Origin of the sequence: Streptomyces sp. MnatMP-M17 (assembly GCF_900091995.1) — a bacterium.
In the GTDB taxonomy this organism is placed as follows: domain Bacteria; phylum Actinomycetota; class Actinomycetes; order Streptomycetales; family Streptomycetaceae; genus Streptomyces.
The window spans coordinates 1-14856 of sequence record NZ_FMDK01000596.1 but is presented as its reverse complement, the minus strand read 5'-3'; the positions used below and the strand labels follow the sequence as shown (position 1 = coordinate 14856).

Here is a 14856-nt window from a genome sequence, read left to right as displayed (position 1 = left end):
GGCGGGGGGAGCGGCTGCCGAAGTTGCTGCTGCCGCAGCCGGGCCCGTATCCGCTCCGTATCGGCCGCGATCCGATGAACGGACTGCGGCTCAGCCATGACACGGTCTCGCGGCTGCACGCCGAACTGAGCATGCAGGGCGGAGCGTGGGTGCTGCGCGATCTGGGCTCGACGAACGGCACGACGGTCAACGGGCGGCGGGTGACGGTGACGGCCGTCGTCCATGACGGGGATCTGGTGAGCTTCGGCCAGATGAGCTTCCGGCTGGCCACGGACTGAGCGCGCGCCCCGCGCCGGTCTGCGTCTCCAACAACCGTGCTCCTGCGAGCACATCGATACGCGAGCCGGTCAACCAGGCTCTCTCGAAGGCCACTTCGATGCACGAAAAGAGCTGTCAGACCTTTCGGCTCAGCAGCGCCACCGGGCAGTCCGCGAACAGCACGGTCAGATCGACCGGACCGCCGCCCTCGAACTCCCGTCCGGGCGAGGCCAGCAGATCCGTCCAGCGGCCCTCCGGCAGGGTCAGCTCCGTACCGGCCCAGCCTCCCGCCTCCGCCAGCCCGAGCGGCAGCCGGGTGACGGCCGTGACCACCTGGCCCGACCGGCAGAAGGCCAGACAGTGGGCCGCCGCCGGGCCGGTCGCGGGCAGCGGGGCATAGGTCCCCGACTCGCCGAAGACCGCGGGCCGCTCGCGCCGCAGCCGGAGCGCGGCCGTCGTCACCACCGTCTTCTCGTCGGGCGGCCCGGTCCTGAACGGCCGCCGGTTGTCCGGATCCACCAGCGCCGGATATGTACGCTCCGTGCCCTGGTAGAGATCGGGCACGCCCGGCATGGTGAGATGCACCAGCGCCGCGCCCAGCGCACCGGCCCGTACATACGGGTCGAGCGCGCGCCGGAACTCCGCGACCGTCTTGCGCGCGGGACCGGCGGGGCCTGCCTCGACAAAGGCCGCCACCGCCTGTTCGTACAGCGGATCGGGCTCCGTCCAGCTCGTGTGCAGCCCGGCCTCCCGTACGGACTTCAGCAGCGCGGGCACCATCCGCGCGCCGGAAGGCACCATCCGTGAGCTCTCGGGAAGGCTCGCGGTCCTCGCGGCCCCTTCCGTGGCCGGAGTGAAACCGACCGCCGTCTGCCATGCCTGCCAGGCGAGCTGCGGATCCGGCGCCGCCACCCCGGTCTCGCCGGTGACCCGCTCCAGCAGCGCCGACCAGCGTCGTGGGCACTGCGACAGAACCGCGATCCCGGCCCGTACGTCCGCGCTGCGCTTGGTGTCGTGCGTGGTCAGTACGGTGCCGGTGGTGGGCCAGTCGCGCGCGAGACGCGCGCAGTACGCGTGGAACCGCTCCGGACTCACCGCCGGATGTCCCGGATCGCCGCCCACCTCGTTCGCCGAGATCAGCGGCACATAGCGGTAGAAGGCCGTGTCCTCGACGGACTTGGCGCGCAGCGCGGACGCGGTCTGGGCGAAGCGCGCGCAGAACGCCGTGTGGTCCGGGCCCGTACCGAGCCTGCCGAGCGCCAGCTCCCGCACCACGTCCACGGCCGTCGCCTCTTGCTCCACGGCGAACGCGGCCTTCGCCCGGCGGACCGCCTCCTCGGGAATCGCGGCCTCGGCCGCCTCCGGGCACGGGCCGCCCGCCGTCGTGTACGGGCGGTAGACCGGGACCCGTACGAGCAGCTCCTGAACCGCCGTACGCAGCGCCCACGGCGCGTGGTCGCGCAGCGCGGGATCGGCGGCGCAGATCCGCCGCGCCGTACGGACCAGGAAGGAGGTCTCGGCGGCCAGTTCATGGATGACGACCTTGTAGGCGGCCCGCCGGACCGTGCCCTCCCAGTAGCCGCCGCGGTCGCCGACGGGCCCGGCGACATCGCGGTAGTGCCGCTCCAGCGCGGCGGCGCCCGCCGGATCCGTGAAGAGCCCGTCGACATGGCGCAGCGCGTCATAGCCGGTGGTGCCGGCGACCGGCCAGCCGGCGGGCAGCGCCTCGTCGTCGGCGAGGATCTTCTCCACCACGGTCCAGCAGCTCCGGCCGGTCGCGCCCGTCGCCTCGGCCAGCCGGCGCAGATACTCCTCCGGATCGGCTAGCCCGTCCGGATGGTCGACGCGCAGTCCTTGGACCACTCCGTCCCGCACCAGCTCAAGGATCTTGGCGTGGGTGGCGGCGAACACCTCGGGATCCTCGACCCGGACGCCGATCAGCTCGGAGATGGTGAAGAAGCGCCGGTAGTTGAGCTCGGTACGGGCCAGCCGCCACCAGGCGAGCCGGTAGTGCTGCGCGTCCAGCAGCTCGGGCAGCGGAAGATGCCCGGTGCCGGGCGCCAGCGGATAGCGGGCGTCGCCGTGGCGCAGCTCGCCGTCCTCGACGCGCAGCGCGCCCAGCTCGTCGCCGATCGGGGAGGGCAGGACCGGCAGCAGCAGCTTGCCGTCGCCCGCGTCCCAGTCGATGTCGAACCAGCGGGCGTACGGCGAGGCCCGGCCCTCGCGCAGCACCTCCCACAGGGCCCGGTTGTGGGCGGGCGCGGCGGCCATGTGGTTGGGCACGATGTCGAGGACGAGCCCGAGGCCGTGCTCCTCGGCGGTACGGGCCAGGCGCCGCAGCCCGTCCTCACCGCCCAGCTCGGCCCGTACCGCGGAGTGGTCCACGACGTCATAGCCGTGGGCCGAGCCCGGTACGGCCTCCAGCACCGGCGACAGATGAAGATGCGACACCCCGAGCGCGGCGAGATAGGGCACCACTCGCTCCGCTGCCGAGAAGGGAAAGTCCGGCTGGAGCTGGAGCCGATAGGTCGCGGTGGGCGTCATACGATCGTACGTACCCAGCTCGGCGCCTTCTGTGTCATCGGCGGCACCGGTACCCGCGTACGGCCGGACGGCGCCGGGCGCCGATGCCTCGCTCGGCCCGTACGCCGGCGCCCGGACCGGCGCCCGGTCCCGTGCGTCCCGGCGCCTCTCCCGGTCGAACCCGTGCCTACGCGGGGCCTACGCGGGGCTTACGCGGGGCCTACGCGGGCCGCATCAGTACCGTCATACTGCGGCCGATCATGGTGATCCGGTCACCTCCGTCCACCTTCTCGCCCTGTCCCGGAGCCACGCCCTCCGGGCGCGCCGTGTCCACCATGATCTGCCAGTGCTTGCCATGGTTCAGCGGCACCACGAACTCCAGCTTGTCGGCGCTCGCGTTGAACATCAGCAGGAACGAGTCGTCCGAGATCCGCTCGCCGCGCGGTCCCGGCTCCGAGATCGCGTTGCCGTTCAGGAAGACCGTCATGGCCTGCGCGTGCGCCGCCGTCCAGTCCTGCTGCTTCATCTCGTCGCCCTCCGGTGTGAACCACGAGATGTCCGACAGATCGTCGTGCGTGCCCTCCACCGGCCGTCCGTGGAAGAAGCGCCGGCGCCGGAAGACCGGATGGTCGCGGCGCAGCCACACCATCGCCCGGGTGAACTCCAGCATTCCGGTGTCGGTCTCCGCGCCCGGCTCCGGCCAGCGGACCCAGGACACCTCGTTGTCCTGGCAGTACGCGTTGTTGTTGCCGCCCTGCGTACGGGCGAACTCGTCGCCGTGACTGAGCATCGGGACGCCCTGGGAGAGCATCAGCGTGGCGATGAAGTTGCGCATCTGACGGTTGCGCAGTTCGGTGATCCCGGGATCGTCGGTCTCGCCCTCCACTCCGCAGTTCCAAGAACGGTTATGGCTCTCGCCGTCCCGGTTGGACTCGCCGTTGGCCTCGTTGTGCTTCTCGTTGTACGAGACGAGATCGCGCAGCGTGAAGCCGTCGTGGCAGGTGGTGAAGTTGATGGAGGCCAGCGGCCGGCGCCCGTCGTCCTGATAGAGATCGGACGAGCCGGTCAGCCGGGACGCGAACTCCGCCAGCGTCCTGGGCTCGCCTCGCCACAGGTCCCGCACGGTGTCGCGGTACTTGCCGTTCCACTCCGTCCACAGCGGCGGGAAGTTCCCGACCTGATAGCCGCCCTCGCCCACGTCCCAGGGCTCGGCGATCAGCTTCACCTGGCTGACCACCGGATCCTGCTGCACCAGATCGAAGAACGACGACAGCCGGTCGACCTCGTGGAACTGACGGGCCAGCGTCGCCGCGAGATCGAAGCGGAAGCCGTCGACATGCATCTCGGTCACCCAGTACCGCAGCGAGTCCATGATGAGCTGGAGGACATGCGGACTGCGCATCAGCAGTGAGTTACCGGTGCCCGTGGTGTCCGTGTAATAGCGAGGATTCTCGGCGAGCCGGTAGTACTGGGCGTTGTCGAGCCCTCGGAAGGAGAGCGTCGGACCGAGGTGGTTGCCCTCCGCCGTATGGTTGTAGACCACATCGAGGATGACCTCGATCCCGGCCCGGTGCAGTGCCCGTACGGCCTGTTTGAACTCAAGTACCTGCTCGCCGCGGTCGCCCCATGAGGCATAGGCGTTGTGCGGAGCGAAGAATCCGATGGTGTTGTAACCCCAGTAATTGCCGAGGCCCGAGTCCACCAGCCGGTGGTCATTGACGAACTGGTGTACGGGCATCAGCTCCAGCGCGGTGACGCCCAGCTCCGTGAGGTGTTCGATCACCGCCGGATGGGCCAGTCCCGCGTAGGTGCCGCGCAGCTCGTCGGGCAGCTCCGGATGGAGCATGGTCAGGCCCTTCACATGGGCCTCGTAGAGCACCGTGCGGTGGTAGTCCGTACGCGGCAGCCGGTCGTCGCCCCAGTCGAAATACGGATTGACGACGACGGAGGTCATCGTGTGCGGTGCTGAGTCCATGTCATTGCGCGAGTCCGGCTTGCCGAAGTGGTAGCCGTACACCGACTCGCCCCACTCGATACTTCCGCTGATCGCACGCGCGTACGGATCGAGCAGCAGCTTGGCGGAGTTGCAGCGGTGCCCGCGCTCCGGCTCATATGGCCCATGGACCCGGAAGCCATAGCGCTGACCTGGCATGATGCCGGGCAGATAGGCATGCCGTACGAAGGCGTCCGTCTCGCGCAGTTCCACCGCCGTTTCTGAACCGTCGTCGTGCAGCAGGCACAACTCGATTCTGTGGGCGGCCTCTGAGTAGACCGCGAAGTTGGTCCCGGCGCCGTCGTACGTGGCGCCGAGGGGATACGCCTGTCCCGGCCAGACCTGCATAGATAAGACTCTTCCACTTCTGATCCGGGTGCTGCGGGGCCAAGGGCGTGCTGCGGAAGTCCCGGCTTTCGCAACACGCCCTTGGACCAGATCTTCCCCGAAAGACGCCGCTCGACCTAGGAACTCGATGGGTTCTTGCCGCTGGGTCAGGCCCGGGTCAACTTCACGCTTCCGGCCGTCGCCCGGGACCGGCCGTGGTCCCAGCGGTCCCGAGAAGGGCATGACGTCCCGTCGGGCCCGGGCGCGGAACGGCTCCAACCACTATGAATCAGCTCACTTACGCCGAAGTCCGCGTCGAGAACGAGCCTCACGAATAAGGGAGTTGAGAAAGGAGCCTGTGTATCGGGCTGCACCGCCTCCGGTCGGCGGAGTACCCTTCCTTGATCGTTGAAGGGGGAGAAAAGGCGGTGCGCGGGTGAGCTCGGGAGGGCTGGAGCTGCCCCCCGGTGACGCAGGTCACGCGGGGGACTCCGGCGACATCCCGCCCGGAGTGGTCTCCCTCGCGCGGCCGATGGAGATCGGGGCGGAGCTGGACTGGGGGCCGGACGCCTGGAGCGAGGTCCGAACGCGCGCCCAGCGAGCGGGACGTGCGTATATCTGGCTGAATCTGGTGGAGCAGCGGCTGCGCGCGGTGGTCGCGGCGGTGCTGCGGCCCATCTACGAGCCGGTGCACGGCGAGGAGTGGGTGGTCGCCGCGGCCGGGCCCGCCGGACAGGAGTGGGTGCAGCGCGCCGTCGCCGTACGGGAGGTCTCGCGGCGCAAGGGCTATCTGCTCGATCCGGCCGACGACAATGTGCTGAGCTTTCTCACGCTTCCGCAGCTCCGTGAGCTGATGGTGCAGCACTGGCCTGGATTCGAACCGTATTTCGACGACCGCAGAGATGTGGAGCTGGCGCTCGACGAGCTGGAGGTCGCGCGGAATGTCGTGTCCCGCAATCGCGCGCTCTCCGAGACGGTTCTCGCCCAGGCGGAGCGGGCCTCGGCCCGGCTGCTGGAGATCCTGGGCGGCGGCAGCGGAGTGCCGTCGGCGGCCCGGCTGCGCGTCGACGCCATGGAGGATCTGGTCGGCGACCGGTACGCGGACGTGGTCTCGGTCCATCCCGACCGGGTCCGGCTGCAACGGCAGATCCCGGCGGAGGATCTCTTCGGCGGCGCCCGGCGTGTCGACGCCATCGGTATCGGACTGAACCTTCTCGTCCAGAACTTCTCGGGCCGCCGGCTGATCCGGCTCGCCGAGTCGGGCTGCCGGATACGGCTGGTCTTCCTCAATCCGGCGAGCAGCGCCGTCAAGCGCCGGGAGCGCGAGCTTGGGCTCAAGAAGGGCGAACTGAGCCGTTCGGTGGAGATGAACATCCTTCATATGCGCCGGGTGCGCTCCAAGCTGCGCGATCCGGGCGCCTTCGAGATCCATGTCTTCGACGAGACGCCGCGCTTCACCGCGTATCTGGTCGACGGCGACGGTGCCGACGGACTCGCCGTGGTGCAGTCGTATCTGCGGCGGGCACGCGGTATGGAGGCGCCGGTGCTGGTGCTCCGTGGCGGCGGGCGCGAGGTCGTCCGTTCGGGACAGGAGACGGAGCACGGTCTCTTCCAGACCTACCGCGAGGAGTTCGAGTCGGTCTGGATGGACTCCCGTCCGGTCTCCTGAGCCCGCGCGCGACCGGTGGGCCGGTCCCGGGGTCCAGGCGTTGTCAGTGGCGCGTGGCAGGGTGAAAGTCAGGCGGGGGAGCACCAACGGGGGAAGCATCACCGCACCATGAGGGAGGGCCATGATGACTTGGCATGGGGAGCAGCCGGCCGGTTCCGGCCTGGCGACGACCGGTACGGCGACGACCGGTACGGAGCGCGGGGCGGCGTATGACGGTCCGCGGCCGGCCGAGGGCCGGGCGATGAGCTGGCTCGGCGGGCCGCTGGTGGCCTTCGATCTGGAGACCACCGGCACGGACGTGGAGAGCGACCGTATCGTCACGGCGGCGCTCGTACGGCTGGAGGCGGAAGGAGCGGTCTCACGGGAACGGACCTGGCTCATCGATCCGGGCGTGGCGGTGCCCGAGCAGGCGTCGGCGATCCACGGCATCTCCACGGACCATGCGCGTCGGCACGGCGTGCCGGCCGCCGCCGCGATCGAGGAGATCGCCGGGGCCGTCGCCGAGGTGCTGCGTTCGGGCACGCCCTTGGTGGTGATGAACGCGCGGTACGACCTGTCGCTCCTGGACCGTGAGTGCGGGCGGTACGGGGCGGAGTCGGTCAGCGAGCGGCTGGGCGAGACACCGTCACCGGTCATCGATCCTCTCGTCATAGACAAGCACGTCGACAAGTACCGCAAGGGCAAGCGCGCCCTTCAGGCGCTCTGCGCGCACTACGGAGTACCGCTGGACGACGCGCACGACGCGAGGGCGGACGCGGTTGCCGCGGCCCGGGTGGTACGGCGCATGGGCGAGCGGCATCAGCCCGTCGGACTGCTGCCACCGGCCGAGCTGCATGACCTTCAAGTCGGCGCGGCGGCCGAGCAGTCGGCCTCCTTGCAGGCCTATCTGCGGCGCACCGCGAATCCGACGGCGGTGGTCGAGCGGGCCTGGCCGGTCATCCCTCGGAGCCGATGACTGTGCCATGGGCGGTGGTCCGGTGGTCCGTCAGAACGGGTACCAGCGGACCTCGGAGTCGTCGTCGCGCAGGGAGGCGACTCTGCGGCGGAACTCCGCGAGAGCCTTGGGATCGGTCGGGGCGTGCTGGGCCACCCAGGCACAGCTCGCCGTCTCACGGGCGCCGCGCAGGACCGGACAGCCCGGCCACTCACGGACGTCCCAGCCATAGGCGGCAGTGAAGGTGTCGTACGCCTCGGCGGACAGGCCGTACCGGTCGCGGGAGAGGGCCATCACCACCAGATCGTGTTCCCGGAAGTCCATGGAGAAGGTCTCCAGATCGACCAGGACCGGTCCTTCCGGGCCCACATGGACATTGCGCGGCAGCGCGTCGCCGTGGATCGGGCCCGGTGGCAGCTCCGGCGCGAGCGTGGCCTCGGCCTCGGCGAAGCCGTCCCTGCGGTCACGGAGATAGTCGGCGTCGGCCGGTTCGATCGCGTCGCCCGCGATCCGCAGCCAGCGTTCGACACCGCCGAGCAGATCCCGGCGAGGGAGCGCGAAGGAGGGAGCGGGCAGTGCGTGGACGAGCCGGAGCAGCGATGCCAGATCGCCGGGGTCCGCGGGCCTTACGGCAGCGGGCAGCCGGTGCCAGACGGTCACCGGATGACCGTCCACCGACCGAGGGCGCGGCTCCGCGGCCCGTACGGCCGGGATGCCGCACTCCGCGAGCCAGGACGCGATGGCGACTTCACGCCGTGCGCGGTCCAGCAGTTCGGGATGGTCCTCGGCGCTCCGGCCGACCTTGACGATCAGCTCACCGGTCCCGAACACCGCGTTCTCCCCGAGGGAGAGCAGCTCAGCGGTGTCCGGCAGCCCGGTCGAGGCCAGGATTTCCCGCGCGCGTGCCTCGTCCATCGTTCGTCCACTCACTCATACTTCCGGCCGATCGGTCCGCGCAAGTCTCGCATCCGTGCGGATCGTCTTGACGGGCGGAGATCCTCTTCGCACGATGACAACGGCCGCCAGGGCGGCTGTCCCCCCACAAGCCGCCCGAAGGAGTCGAATCCGTGACCTCGGCGACCGCGGTGGAGCGGTCAGGCAAGGAACGGTCCGCGAGTGGGCGGGCAGGGCGGTCAGGACGGGCAGGGCGGCCGGGCAGGCCGCTGGACCATGGCGCCTGGTTTCTGGTGCTGCCCGCGCTGATCCCGATCCTGGTGCTGAGCGTCGGACCGCTGCTCTACGGTGTCGCGCTCGCCTTCACCGACGCGCAGTCCGGCCGTACCGAGCCCACCGAGTGGATCGGCACACTCAACTTCCAGGATCTGCTTCACGACACGCTGTTCTGGGACTCGTTCGGGATCGGTCTGCTCTGGGCGGTCGGAGTGACCGTGCCGCAGTTCGCGCTCGCGCTCGGTCTCGCCCTGCTGCTCAACCAGAATCTCCGCTTCCGCTGGCTGGCCCGCGCCCTGGCGATCATTCCCTGGGCGATGCCCGAGGTGGTCGTCGGTATCATGTGGCGGCTCGTCTACAACGCCGACGCCGGAATCCTCAACGAGACCGTGCGGGATCTCGGCCTCGGCGAAGGGCGGGACTGGCTGACCGGGCTCGCCACCGCCCTGCCCGCGGTGATCGTCGTCGGGATCTGGGCCGGTATGCCGCAGACGACGGTCGCCCTGCTGGCCGGCCTCCAGAACACTCCGCGCGAACTGCACGAGGCCGCGGCGCTGGACGGCGCGGGAGCCTGGCGCCGGTTCCGTACCGTCACCTGGCCCGCGCTCCGGCCGGTCGCGCTGGCCATCACGGCGCTCAATCTCATCTGGAACTTCAACTCCTTCGCGCTGGTCTACGTGCTGACCAGCGGCGGACCCGGCGGACGCACCAGGCTGCCCATGCTCTTCGCGTACGAAGAGGCCTTCCGCTACGGCCAGTTCGGCTACGCCGCCGCCATGGGATGCGTGATGGTGGCCGTGATCGCGGTGCTCCTCTCGCTCCAGCTCGTAGGACGGCTCCGGCAGGGAGAGGACGGGCGATGAGTATGCGTACCAGCGGATCCGCGCGCGCCGGACAGTATCTCGCGCTCCTGTGCTATCTCGTCTTTCTCGCCCTGCCGTTTCTCTGGCTGCTCTCCACGGCCTTCAAACCGGCCCGGGAGCTGGGCAGTCTCCATCCCACCTGGATCCCGCGCGATCCGACGCTCGGCAACTTCCGGCAGGCCTTCGACGAACAGCCGCTGCTGCGGGCGGCGGGCAACAGTCTGACCGCCGCCGTGGCCGCGGCCGTGGTCGCCGTGCTCATCGCGACTCCCATGGCCTATGTGATGGCGCGCCGGCGCGGCAGACTCGCGGCGGCGGCGACCGGCTGGGTGGTGATCAGCCAGGCGTTCCCGTTCGTCCTGCTGATCATTCCGCTCTTCCTGGTGCTCAAGAATCTGCGTCTGATCAACTCGCTGACCGGGCTGATCCTGGTGTACGCCGTATGGGCCCTGCCGTTCGCGCTCTGGATGCTGAGCGGCTATGTCCGGGCCCTGCCCGTCGAGCTGGAGGAGGCGGCGGCCGTGGACGGCGCGGGCCGGCTCCGTACCCTCGTCTCGGTCACCGGGCCGCTGCTGGCTCCCGGCATCGTCGCCACGGCGCTCTTCGCCTTCGTCACCGCGTGGAACGAGTTCTTCTTCGCGCTCGTGCTGCTCAAGTCCCCGGAGAAACAGACGCTGCCGGTGGTCCTCACGCACTTTCTCGGAGCGGAGGGAGTCGCCGATCTGGGACCGCTGGCCGCCGCCGCGTTTCTCGCGACACTGCCCTCGCTGGTCATCTTCGCGGTCATCCAGCGGCGGATCACGGGCGGGATGCTCGCCGGGGCGGTGAAGAGCTGATGAGTCCTATGAGCAGATGGCCTGGACGGCCGCGCATACGGAAGGCTCCGGTCGTGGTGGCCGTTCTCGCCCTGCTGCTCGGCGGCTGCACAGGTGACGGCGGCGACGACGCGCGCGGCGGCCGGATCACTCTGCGCTTCCAGTCGCTGGCCTGGCAGGACGAGTCGGTCCAGGTCAACAAGGAGCTGGTGGAGGAGTGGAACGCGACCCATCCGGAGATCCGCGTCGAGTATGTCCAGGGAAGCTGGGACAGCGTCCATGACCAACTGCTCACCTCCTTCGAGGGCGGTGAGGCACCGGACATCATCCATGACGCCTCCGACGATCTGGCCGACTTCGCGTACGGCGGCTATCTCGCCGATCTCGGCCCGCTGCTGCCCGGCCGTCTCGAACGGGACATCCCGGAACGCAGCTGGGAGACGGCCACCTTCGGCGACGGTGTGTACGGTGTGCCGTTCCTCCAGGAGCCGCGCGTCCTGATCGCGAACAAGAAGATCCTGGAAGCCTCCGGAGCGCGGATCCCGACCGCCGAAGAGCCCTGGAGCTGGCCGGAGTTCCGGCGGATCGCCGAGGAGCTGACCGGGCGGATGGGCCCGGGAAAGTACGCGGTCGCCTGGCCGTTGAAGGATCCCGTCTCCGCCACGCTCAATCTCGGGCTCTCCGCCGGCGGGCGGCTCTTCCACCGAGACACGGACGGCAAGGTGACGATCCGGTTCACCGACGCGGACGGAGTGGTCCCGGACACCGTCCATGACCAGGTCAACAAGGACGCGAGCGCGTCCGGTGCCACGCTGGGCATGGGCGGATCGGACACGCTGCCCGGTCTGTTCGGCGGCAAGTACGCGATGGTCCCGCTGGGCTTCTCGTACCGCCAGCAGATCATCCAGCAGGCACCGGAGGGATTCGAGTGGACGGTACTGCCCGCTCCCGCCGGTGACGGCGGAGACCTGGCCCAGGGAGTGAGCCCGCAGACTCTCTCCGTCGCCGAGGACAGCCCGTACAAGAAGGAGGCGGTGCGGTTCATCGACTTCCTGCTGCGGCCGGAGAACATGGTGCGGCTCGCGAAGGGCGACTGGATGCTGCCGACCGGTACGCAGGCGCTCCGGGACCCGTCCCTGCGCGTCGCCGAGGACGGCTGGGCGACAGGCGCCGCGCTCGCACGGGAGCTGCGTCCGGCTCCCGCCCAGTCGGTGCGCGGCTATCCCGAGTGGAAGGACAAGGTGGCGACACCGGCGCTCCAGGAGTACTACAGCGGAGCGATCGACCGCGCGGAGCTGGAAAAGCGGCTGGTCGAGGACGGCAACCGGGTGCTGGCCCGCTACCAGCGCTGACCGGTCGGCCAGTCGGTGGGGCGGCCGGTCGGACAGTTGGCCGGCTGATCGGTTGGCCGTCCGGCGCGGATATTGGATTGCACGAGACGTCTCGTCATTTTTACGGTGAGCGCATGACCTTACCCCGCCCCGCCCATATCGCCATGTTCTCCATCGCTGCCCATGGGCATGTGAATCCGAGCCTCGACATCATCCGGGAGCTGGTCGCCCGGGGGCACCGGGTCAGTTACGCGATCCCCGCCCTCTTCGCCGAAAAGGTCGCGGCGACCGGCGCCGAGCCGGTGATCTACACCTCCGTCCTGCCGGGGCCCGACGACGATCCGGAAGCCTGGGGAACGGAACTGGTCGACAATCTCGAACCGTTCCTCGATGACGCGATCCAGGCGCTGCCGCAGCTTGCCGCCGCCTTCGAGGACGACCTGCCCGATCTGGTCCTCAGCGACATCACGTCCTATCCGGCGCCGGTCCTTGCGCACCGCTGGGGCGTCCCGTACATCCAGCTCTCGCCGAATCTGGTCGCCTGGGAGGGGTACGAGGAGGAGGTCGGCGAGCCGATGCTCGCGGAGCTGCGGGCCTCCGAGCGCGGCCGTGCCTACCGCGCGCGCTTCGCGGACTGGCTCACGGAGCAGCGCATGGACCACACCGACCTGGACCGGCTGGTCGCAAGGCCCCGCCGCTCCCTGGTGCTGATCCCCAAGGTGCTGCAGCCGCACGCCGATCGCGTGGACGAGTCCGTGTACACCTTTGTCGGCGCCTGCCAAGGTGACCGCGCTGAGCAGGGCGAGTGGAGGCGGCCGGCCGGGGCGGAGAAGGTCCTGCTGGTCTCGCTCGGCTCGGCCTTCACCAAGCAGCCCGCGTTCTACCGCGCGTGCGCCGAGGCCTTCGGCGGGCTGCCCGGCTGGCATGTGGTGCTCCAGGTCGGGCCTCATGTGGACGAGTCCGAACTGGGCGACGTGCCGGACAATATCGCGGTGCGTCACTGGGTGCCGCAGCTCGCCGTACTCCGGCAGGCCGACGCCTTCATCACCCACGCGGGCGCGGGCGGCAGCCAGGAGGGCCTGGCGACGGGCACGCCGATGGTCGCTGTACCGCAGGCGGTCGACCAGTTCGGCAACGCCGACATGCTGGTCTCGCTGGGGGTGGCCCGGCGCCTCGACACGGAGAAGGCGACACCGGAGGCGCTGCGGGAGGCGGTCCTGGCGGTGGCCTCCGATCCGGAGGTGGCCAAGAGGCTCGCCGGGATCAAGCGCGAGATGGCGGAAGAGGGTGGCACGCCGAGAGCGGCCGACCTGATCGAATCGGAGCTCCCGGCCGTGGCGTCCTGACGCTCGCGGGCGCCCGTACGGAACGGGAGCGGTGGCCCGGGGTGCCGTCGTCCGTGGAAGGTGGGGTTGAGATCGGGCCAATTCGTCGCCGTCGCCGGTGTGCGAGGAGGGCGGCCCGTTTCTCCCGGTGTCGGTCATATCTCCGGCGAGAGGGAGCGAAGTCTCGCGTCACAGGCGGAGGTTAACGGGCGAGCCCGGCGCTTTCCGGACTGGCCGGTTCCTTATGGGGATTGAGGTTTGCCAGGTCACCGCCCCTACGGGCCCTTGATCTGGACGCGTCAATCGGCCAGGGTTCGAGCCAGCCCGGCGGAGACTGCTGTCCGCCGGGCGTCCCCCCACAGAAGATGACGAGGAGCTCCCTCTTCATGGCAACTCAACAGCGTGCGACCAGGATCAAATTCACCGCCGCCCTCACGGCCGTCGCCGCGGCGGCCGGACTCACCGCGCTCACCTCCCCCACAGCGGGCGCGGCTCCGGCACAGGGTGTGGTGTACGACGCCGACGCCGACGCCGAGGGCGCTGTGGCCGGCAGCTACATCGTGATGCTGCGTCAGACGGGCGAGCAGAGCACCAGTAGGCCGGCCGGTCGGCAGACCTACGACAGGACCGAGAAGCGGGAACTGGCCGAGGAGTACGGCGGCCGGCTCGCGCGGAACTACACCATGGCCGTCAACGGCTTCTCCGCCAGTGGACTCACCGAGGCGGAGGCCGCGCGTCTCGCCGCCGACCCGGCCGTCGCCAAGGTCGTCCAGAACAAGACGTTCACCATCAACGCCACCCAGAGCAACCCGCCCTCCTGGGGCCTCGACCGCGTCGACCAGACCGCGACCGCAGGCGACAGCGCGTACACCTACCCGGACGGCGCCGGCGAGGGCGTGACGGCGTATGTCATCGACACCGGCGTCCGGATCACCCATCAGGACTTCGAAGGCCGCGCCAGCTACGGCTACGACGCCATCGACGGTGACAACTCGGCCGACGACGGCTACGGCCACGGCACGCATGTGGCCGGAACCATCGCCGGTGCCGCGCACGGAGTCGCCAAGAAGGCGAAGATCGTCTCCGTACGGGTGCTCGACGACAGCGGCTTCGGCACCACCGAGCAGGTCATCGCCGGAATCGACTGGGTCGCCGCGAACCACCAGGGCCCGTCCGTCGCCAATATGAGCCTCGGCGGCGGCGCCGATCCGGCCCTGGACGAAGCCGTACGCAACGCCATCGCCACCGGTGTCACCTTCGGCGTCGCGGCCGGCAACAACTCCTTCGACGCGAGCCAGATCTCACCGGCGCGGGTCGAGGAGGCCATCACGGTCGCCTCGTCCACCGTGGACGACGCGCAGTCGTACTTCTCCAACTTCGGCCCGCTCGTGGACATCTACGCGCCGGGCTCCGGCATCACCTCGGACTGGAACAACAGCGACACCGCCGTCAGCACCATCTCCGGCACCTCGATGGCCACACCTCATGTGGTCGGCGCGGCTGCCCTCTATCTCGCCGCCCACCCGGACGCGACGCCCGACCAGGTCGCCACGGCTCTGACCGACGGTGCCACGCCCGACGCGATCACCGACGCGTCGCCGGACACCGTCAACAAGCTGCTCAAGATCGTCGAATAGCGGCCGGCGGG

Annotated in this window: 11 protein-coding genes; 8 read left to right on the top strand and 3 right to left on the bottom strand. The window is 69.8% G+C overall.

The window, feature by feature from the left end:
* The coding region (locus tag GA0115259_RS25440; protein ID WP_141716689.1) for an FHA domain-containing protein at positions 1 to 278 on the top strand (278 nt) is incomplete at its 5' end.
* Between the two features lie 115 nt (positions 279 to 393).
* On the opposite strand, the gene treY is transcribed toward GA0115259_RS25440, so the two are convergent.
* Positions 394 to 2802, bottom strand: coding sequence for a malto-oligosyltrehalose synthase (gene treY, locus GA0115259_RS25435; RefSeq protein ID WP_093601351.1), 2409 nt, complete (start codon positions 2800 to 2802; stop codon positions 394 to 396).
* A 199-nt stretch (positions 2803 to 3001) separates the two neighbouring features.
* The gene (gene glgX, locus GA0115259_RS25430; RefSeq protein WP_093601349.1) at positions 3002 to 5122 is read right to left on the bottom strand and encodes a glycogen debranching protein GlgX; all 2121 of its coding nucleotides are present in this window, start codon (positions 5120 to 5122) and stop codon (positions 3002 to 3004) included.
* A gap of 415 nt (positions 5123 to 5537) precedes the next feature.
* On the opposite strand from glgX, the gene GA0115259_RS25425 reads away from it, so the two are divergent.
* Entirely contained in the window at positions 5538 to 6770 is a 1233-nt protein-coding gene (locus tag GA0115259_RS25425) for an SAV2148 family HEPN domain-containing protein (RefSeq protein WP_093601347.1), read from the top strand.
* A gap of 241 nt (positions 6771 to 7011) precedes the next feature.
* The gene (locus tag GA0115259_RS25420) at positions 7012 to 7725 is read left to right on the top strand and encodes an exonuclease domain-containing protein (protein ID WP_093601353.1); all 714 of its coding nucleotides are present in this window, start codon (positions 7012 to 7014) and stop codon (positions 7723 to 7725) included.
* A gap of 30 nt (positions 7726 to 7755) precedes the next feature.
* Here GA0115259_RS25420 and GA0115259_RS25415 read toward each other — a convergent pair whose 3' ends face one another.
* On the bottom strand, positions 7756 to 8619 hold the full coding sequence (locus tag GA0115259_RS25415) for a phosphotransferase enzyme family protein (RefSeq protein ID WP_093601344.1): 864 nt from the start codon (positions 8617 to 8619) through the stop codon (positions 7756 to 7758).
* A gap of 152 nt (positions 8620 to 8771) precedes the next feature.
* On the opposite strand from GA0115259_RS25415, the gene GA0115259_RS25410 reads away from it, so the two are divergent.
* The 5 genes from GA0115259_RS25410 (at position 8772) to GA0115259_RS25390 (ending at position 14845) form a co-directional block, all read left to right on the top strand.
* Complete coding sequence (locus GA0115259_RS25410) at positions 8772 to 9737, top strand: carbohydrate ABC transporter permease (protein ID WP_093601342.1); 966 nt, start codon at positions 8772 to 8774, stop codon at positions 9735 to 9737.
* A 2-nt stretch (positions 9738 to 9739) separates the two neighbouring features.
* Complete coding sequence (locus GA0115259_RS25405) at positions 9740 to 10573, top strand: carbohydrate ABC transporter permease (protein ID WP_093601340.1); 834 nt, start codon at positions 9740 to 9742, stop codon at positions 10571 to 10573.
* A gap of 8 nt (positions 10574 to 10581) precedes the next feature.
* The gene (locus GA0115259_RS25400) at positions 10582 to 11904 is read left to right on the top strand and encodes an ABC transporter substrate-binding protein (RefSeq protein WP_093601338.1); all 1323 of its coding nucleotides are present in this window, start codon (positions 10582 to 10584) and stop codon (positions 11902 to 11904) included.
* A gap of 113 nt (positions 11905 to 12017) precedes the next feature.
* The gene (gene mgt / locus GA0115259_RS25395) at positions 12018 to 13229 is read left to right on the top strand and encodes a macrolide-inactivating glycosyltransferase (RefSeq protein ID WP_093601336.1); all 1212 of its coding nucleotides are present in this window, start codon (positions 12018 to 12020) and stop codon (positions 13227 to 13229) included.
* Between the two features lie 365 nt (positions 13230 to 13594).
* Positions 13595 to 14845: a S8 family peptidase gene (locus GA0115259_RS25390; RefSeq protein ID WP_093601334.1), complete on the top strand. Its 1251-nt coding sequence runs from the start codon at positions 13595 to 13597 to the stop codon at positions 14843 to 14845.
* The last annotated feature ends 11 nt before the right edge of the window (positions 14846 to 14856 follow it).

Coding starts and splice junctions, on each gene's coding strand:
- treY (WP_093601351.1), bottom strand. CDS start 2,802: ATGACGCCCACCGCGACCTATCGGCTCCAGCTCCAGCCGGACTTTCCC.
- glgX (WP_093601349.1), bottom strand. CDS start 5,122: ATGCAGGTCTGGCCGGGACAGGCGTATCCCCTCGGCGCCACGTACGAC.
- GA0115259_RS25420 (WP_093601353.1), top strand. CDS start 7,012: ATGAGCTGGCTCGGCGGGCCGCTGGTGGCCTTCGATCTGGAGACCACC.
- GA0115259_RS25415 (WP_093601344.1), bottom strand. CDS start 8,619: ATGGACGAGGCACGCGCGCGGGAAATCCTGGCCTCGACCGGGCTGCCG.
- GA0115259_RS25405 (WP_093601340.1), top strand. CDS start 9,740: ATGCGTACCAGCGGATCCGCGCGCGCCGGACAGTATCTCGCGCTCCTG.
- GA0115259_RS25400 (WP_093601338.1), top strand. CDS start 10,582: ATGAGCAGATGGCCTGGACGGCCGCGCATACGGAAGGCTCCGGTCGTG.
- mgt (WP_093601336.1), top strand. CDS start 12,018: ATGACCTTACCCCGCCCCGCCCATATCGCCATGTTCTCCATCGCTGCC.
- GA0115259_RS25390 (WP_093601334.1), top strand. CDS start 13,595: ATGGCAACTCAACAGCGTGCGACCAGGATCAAATTCACCGCCGCCCTC.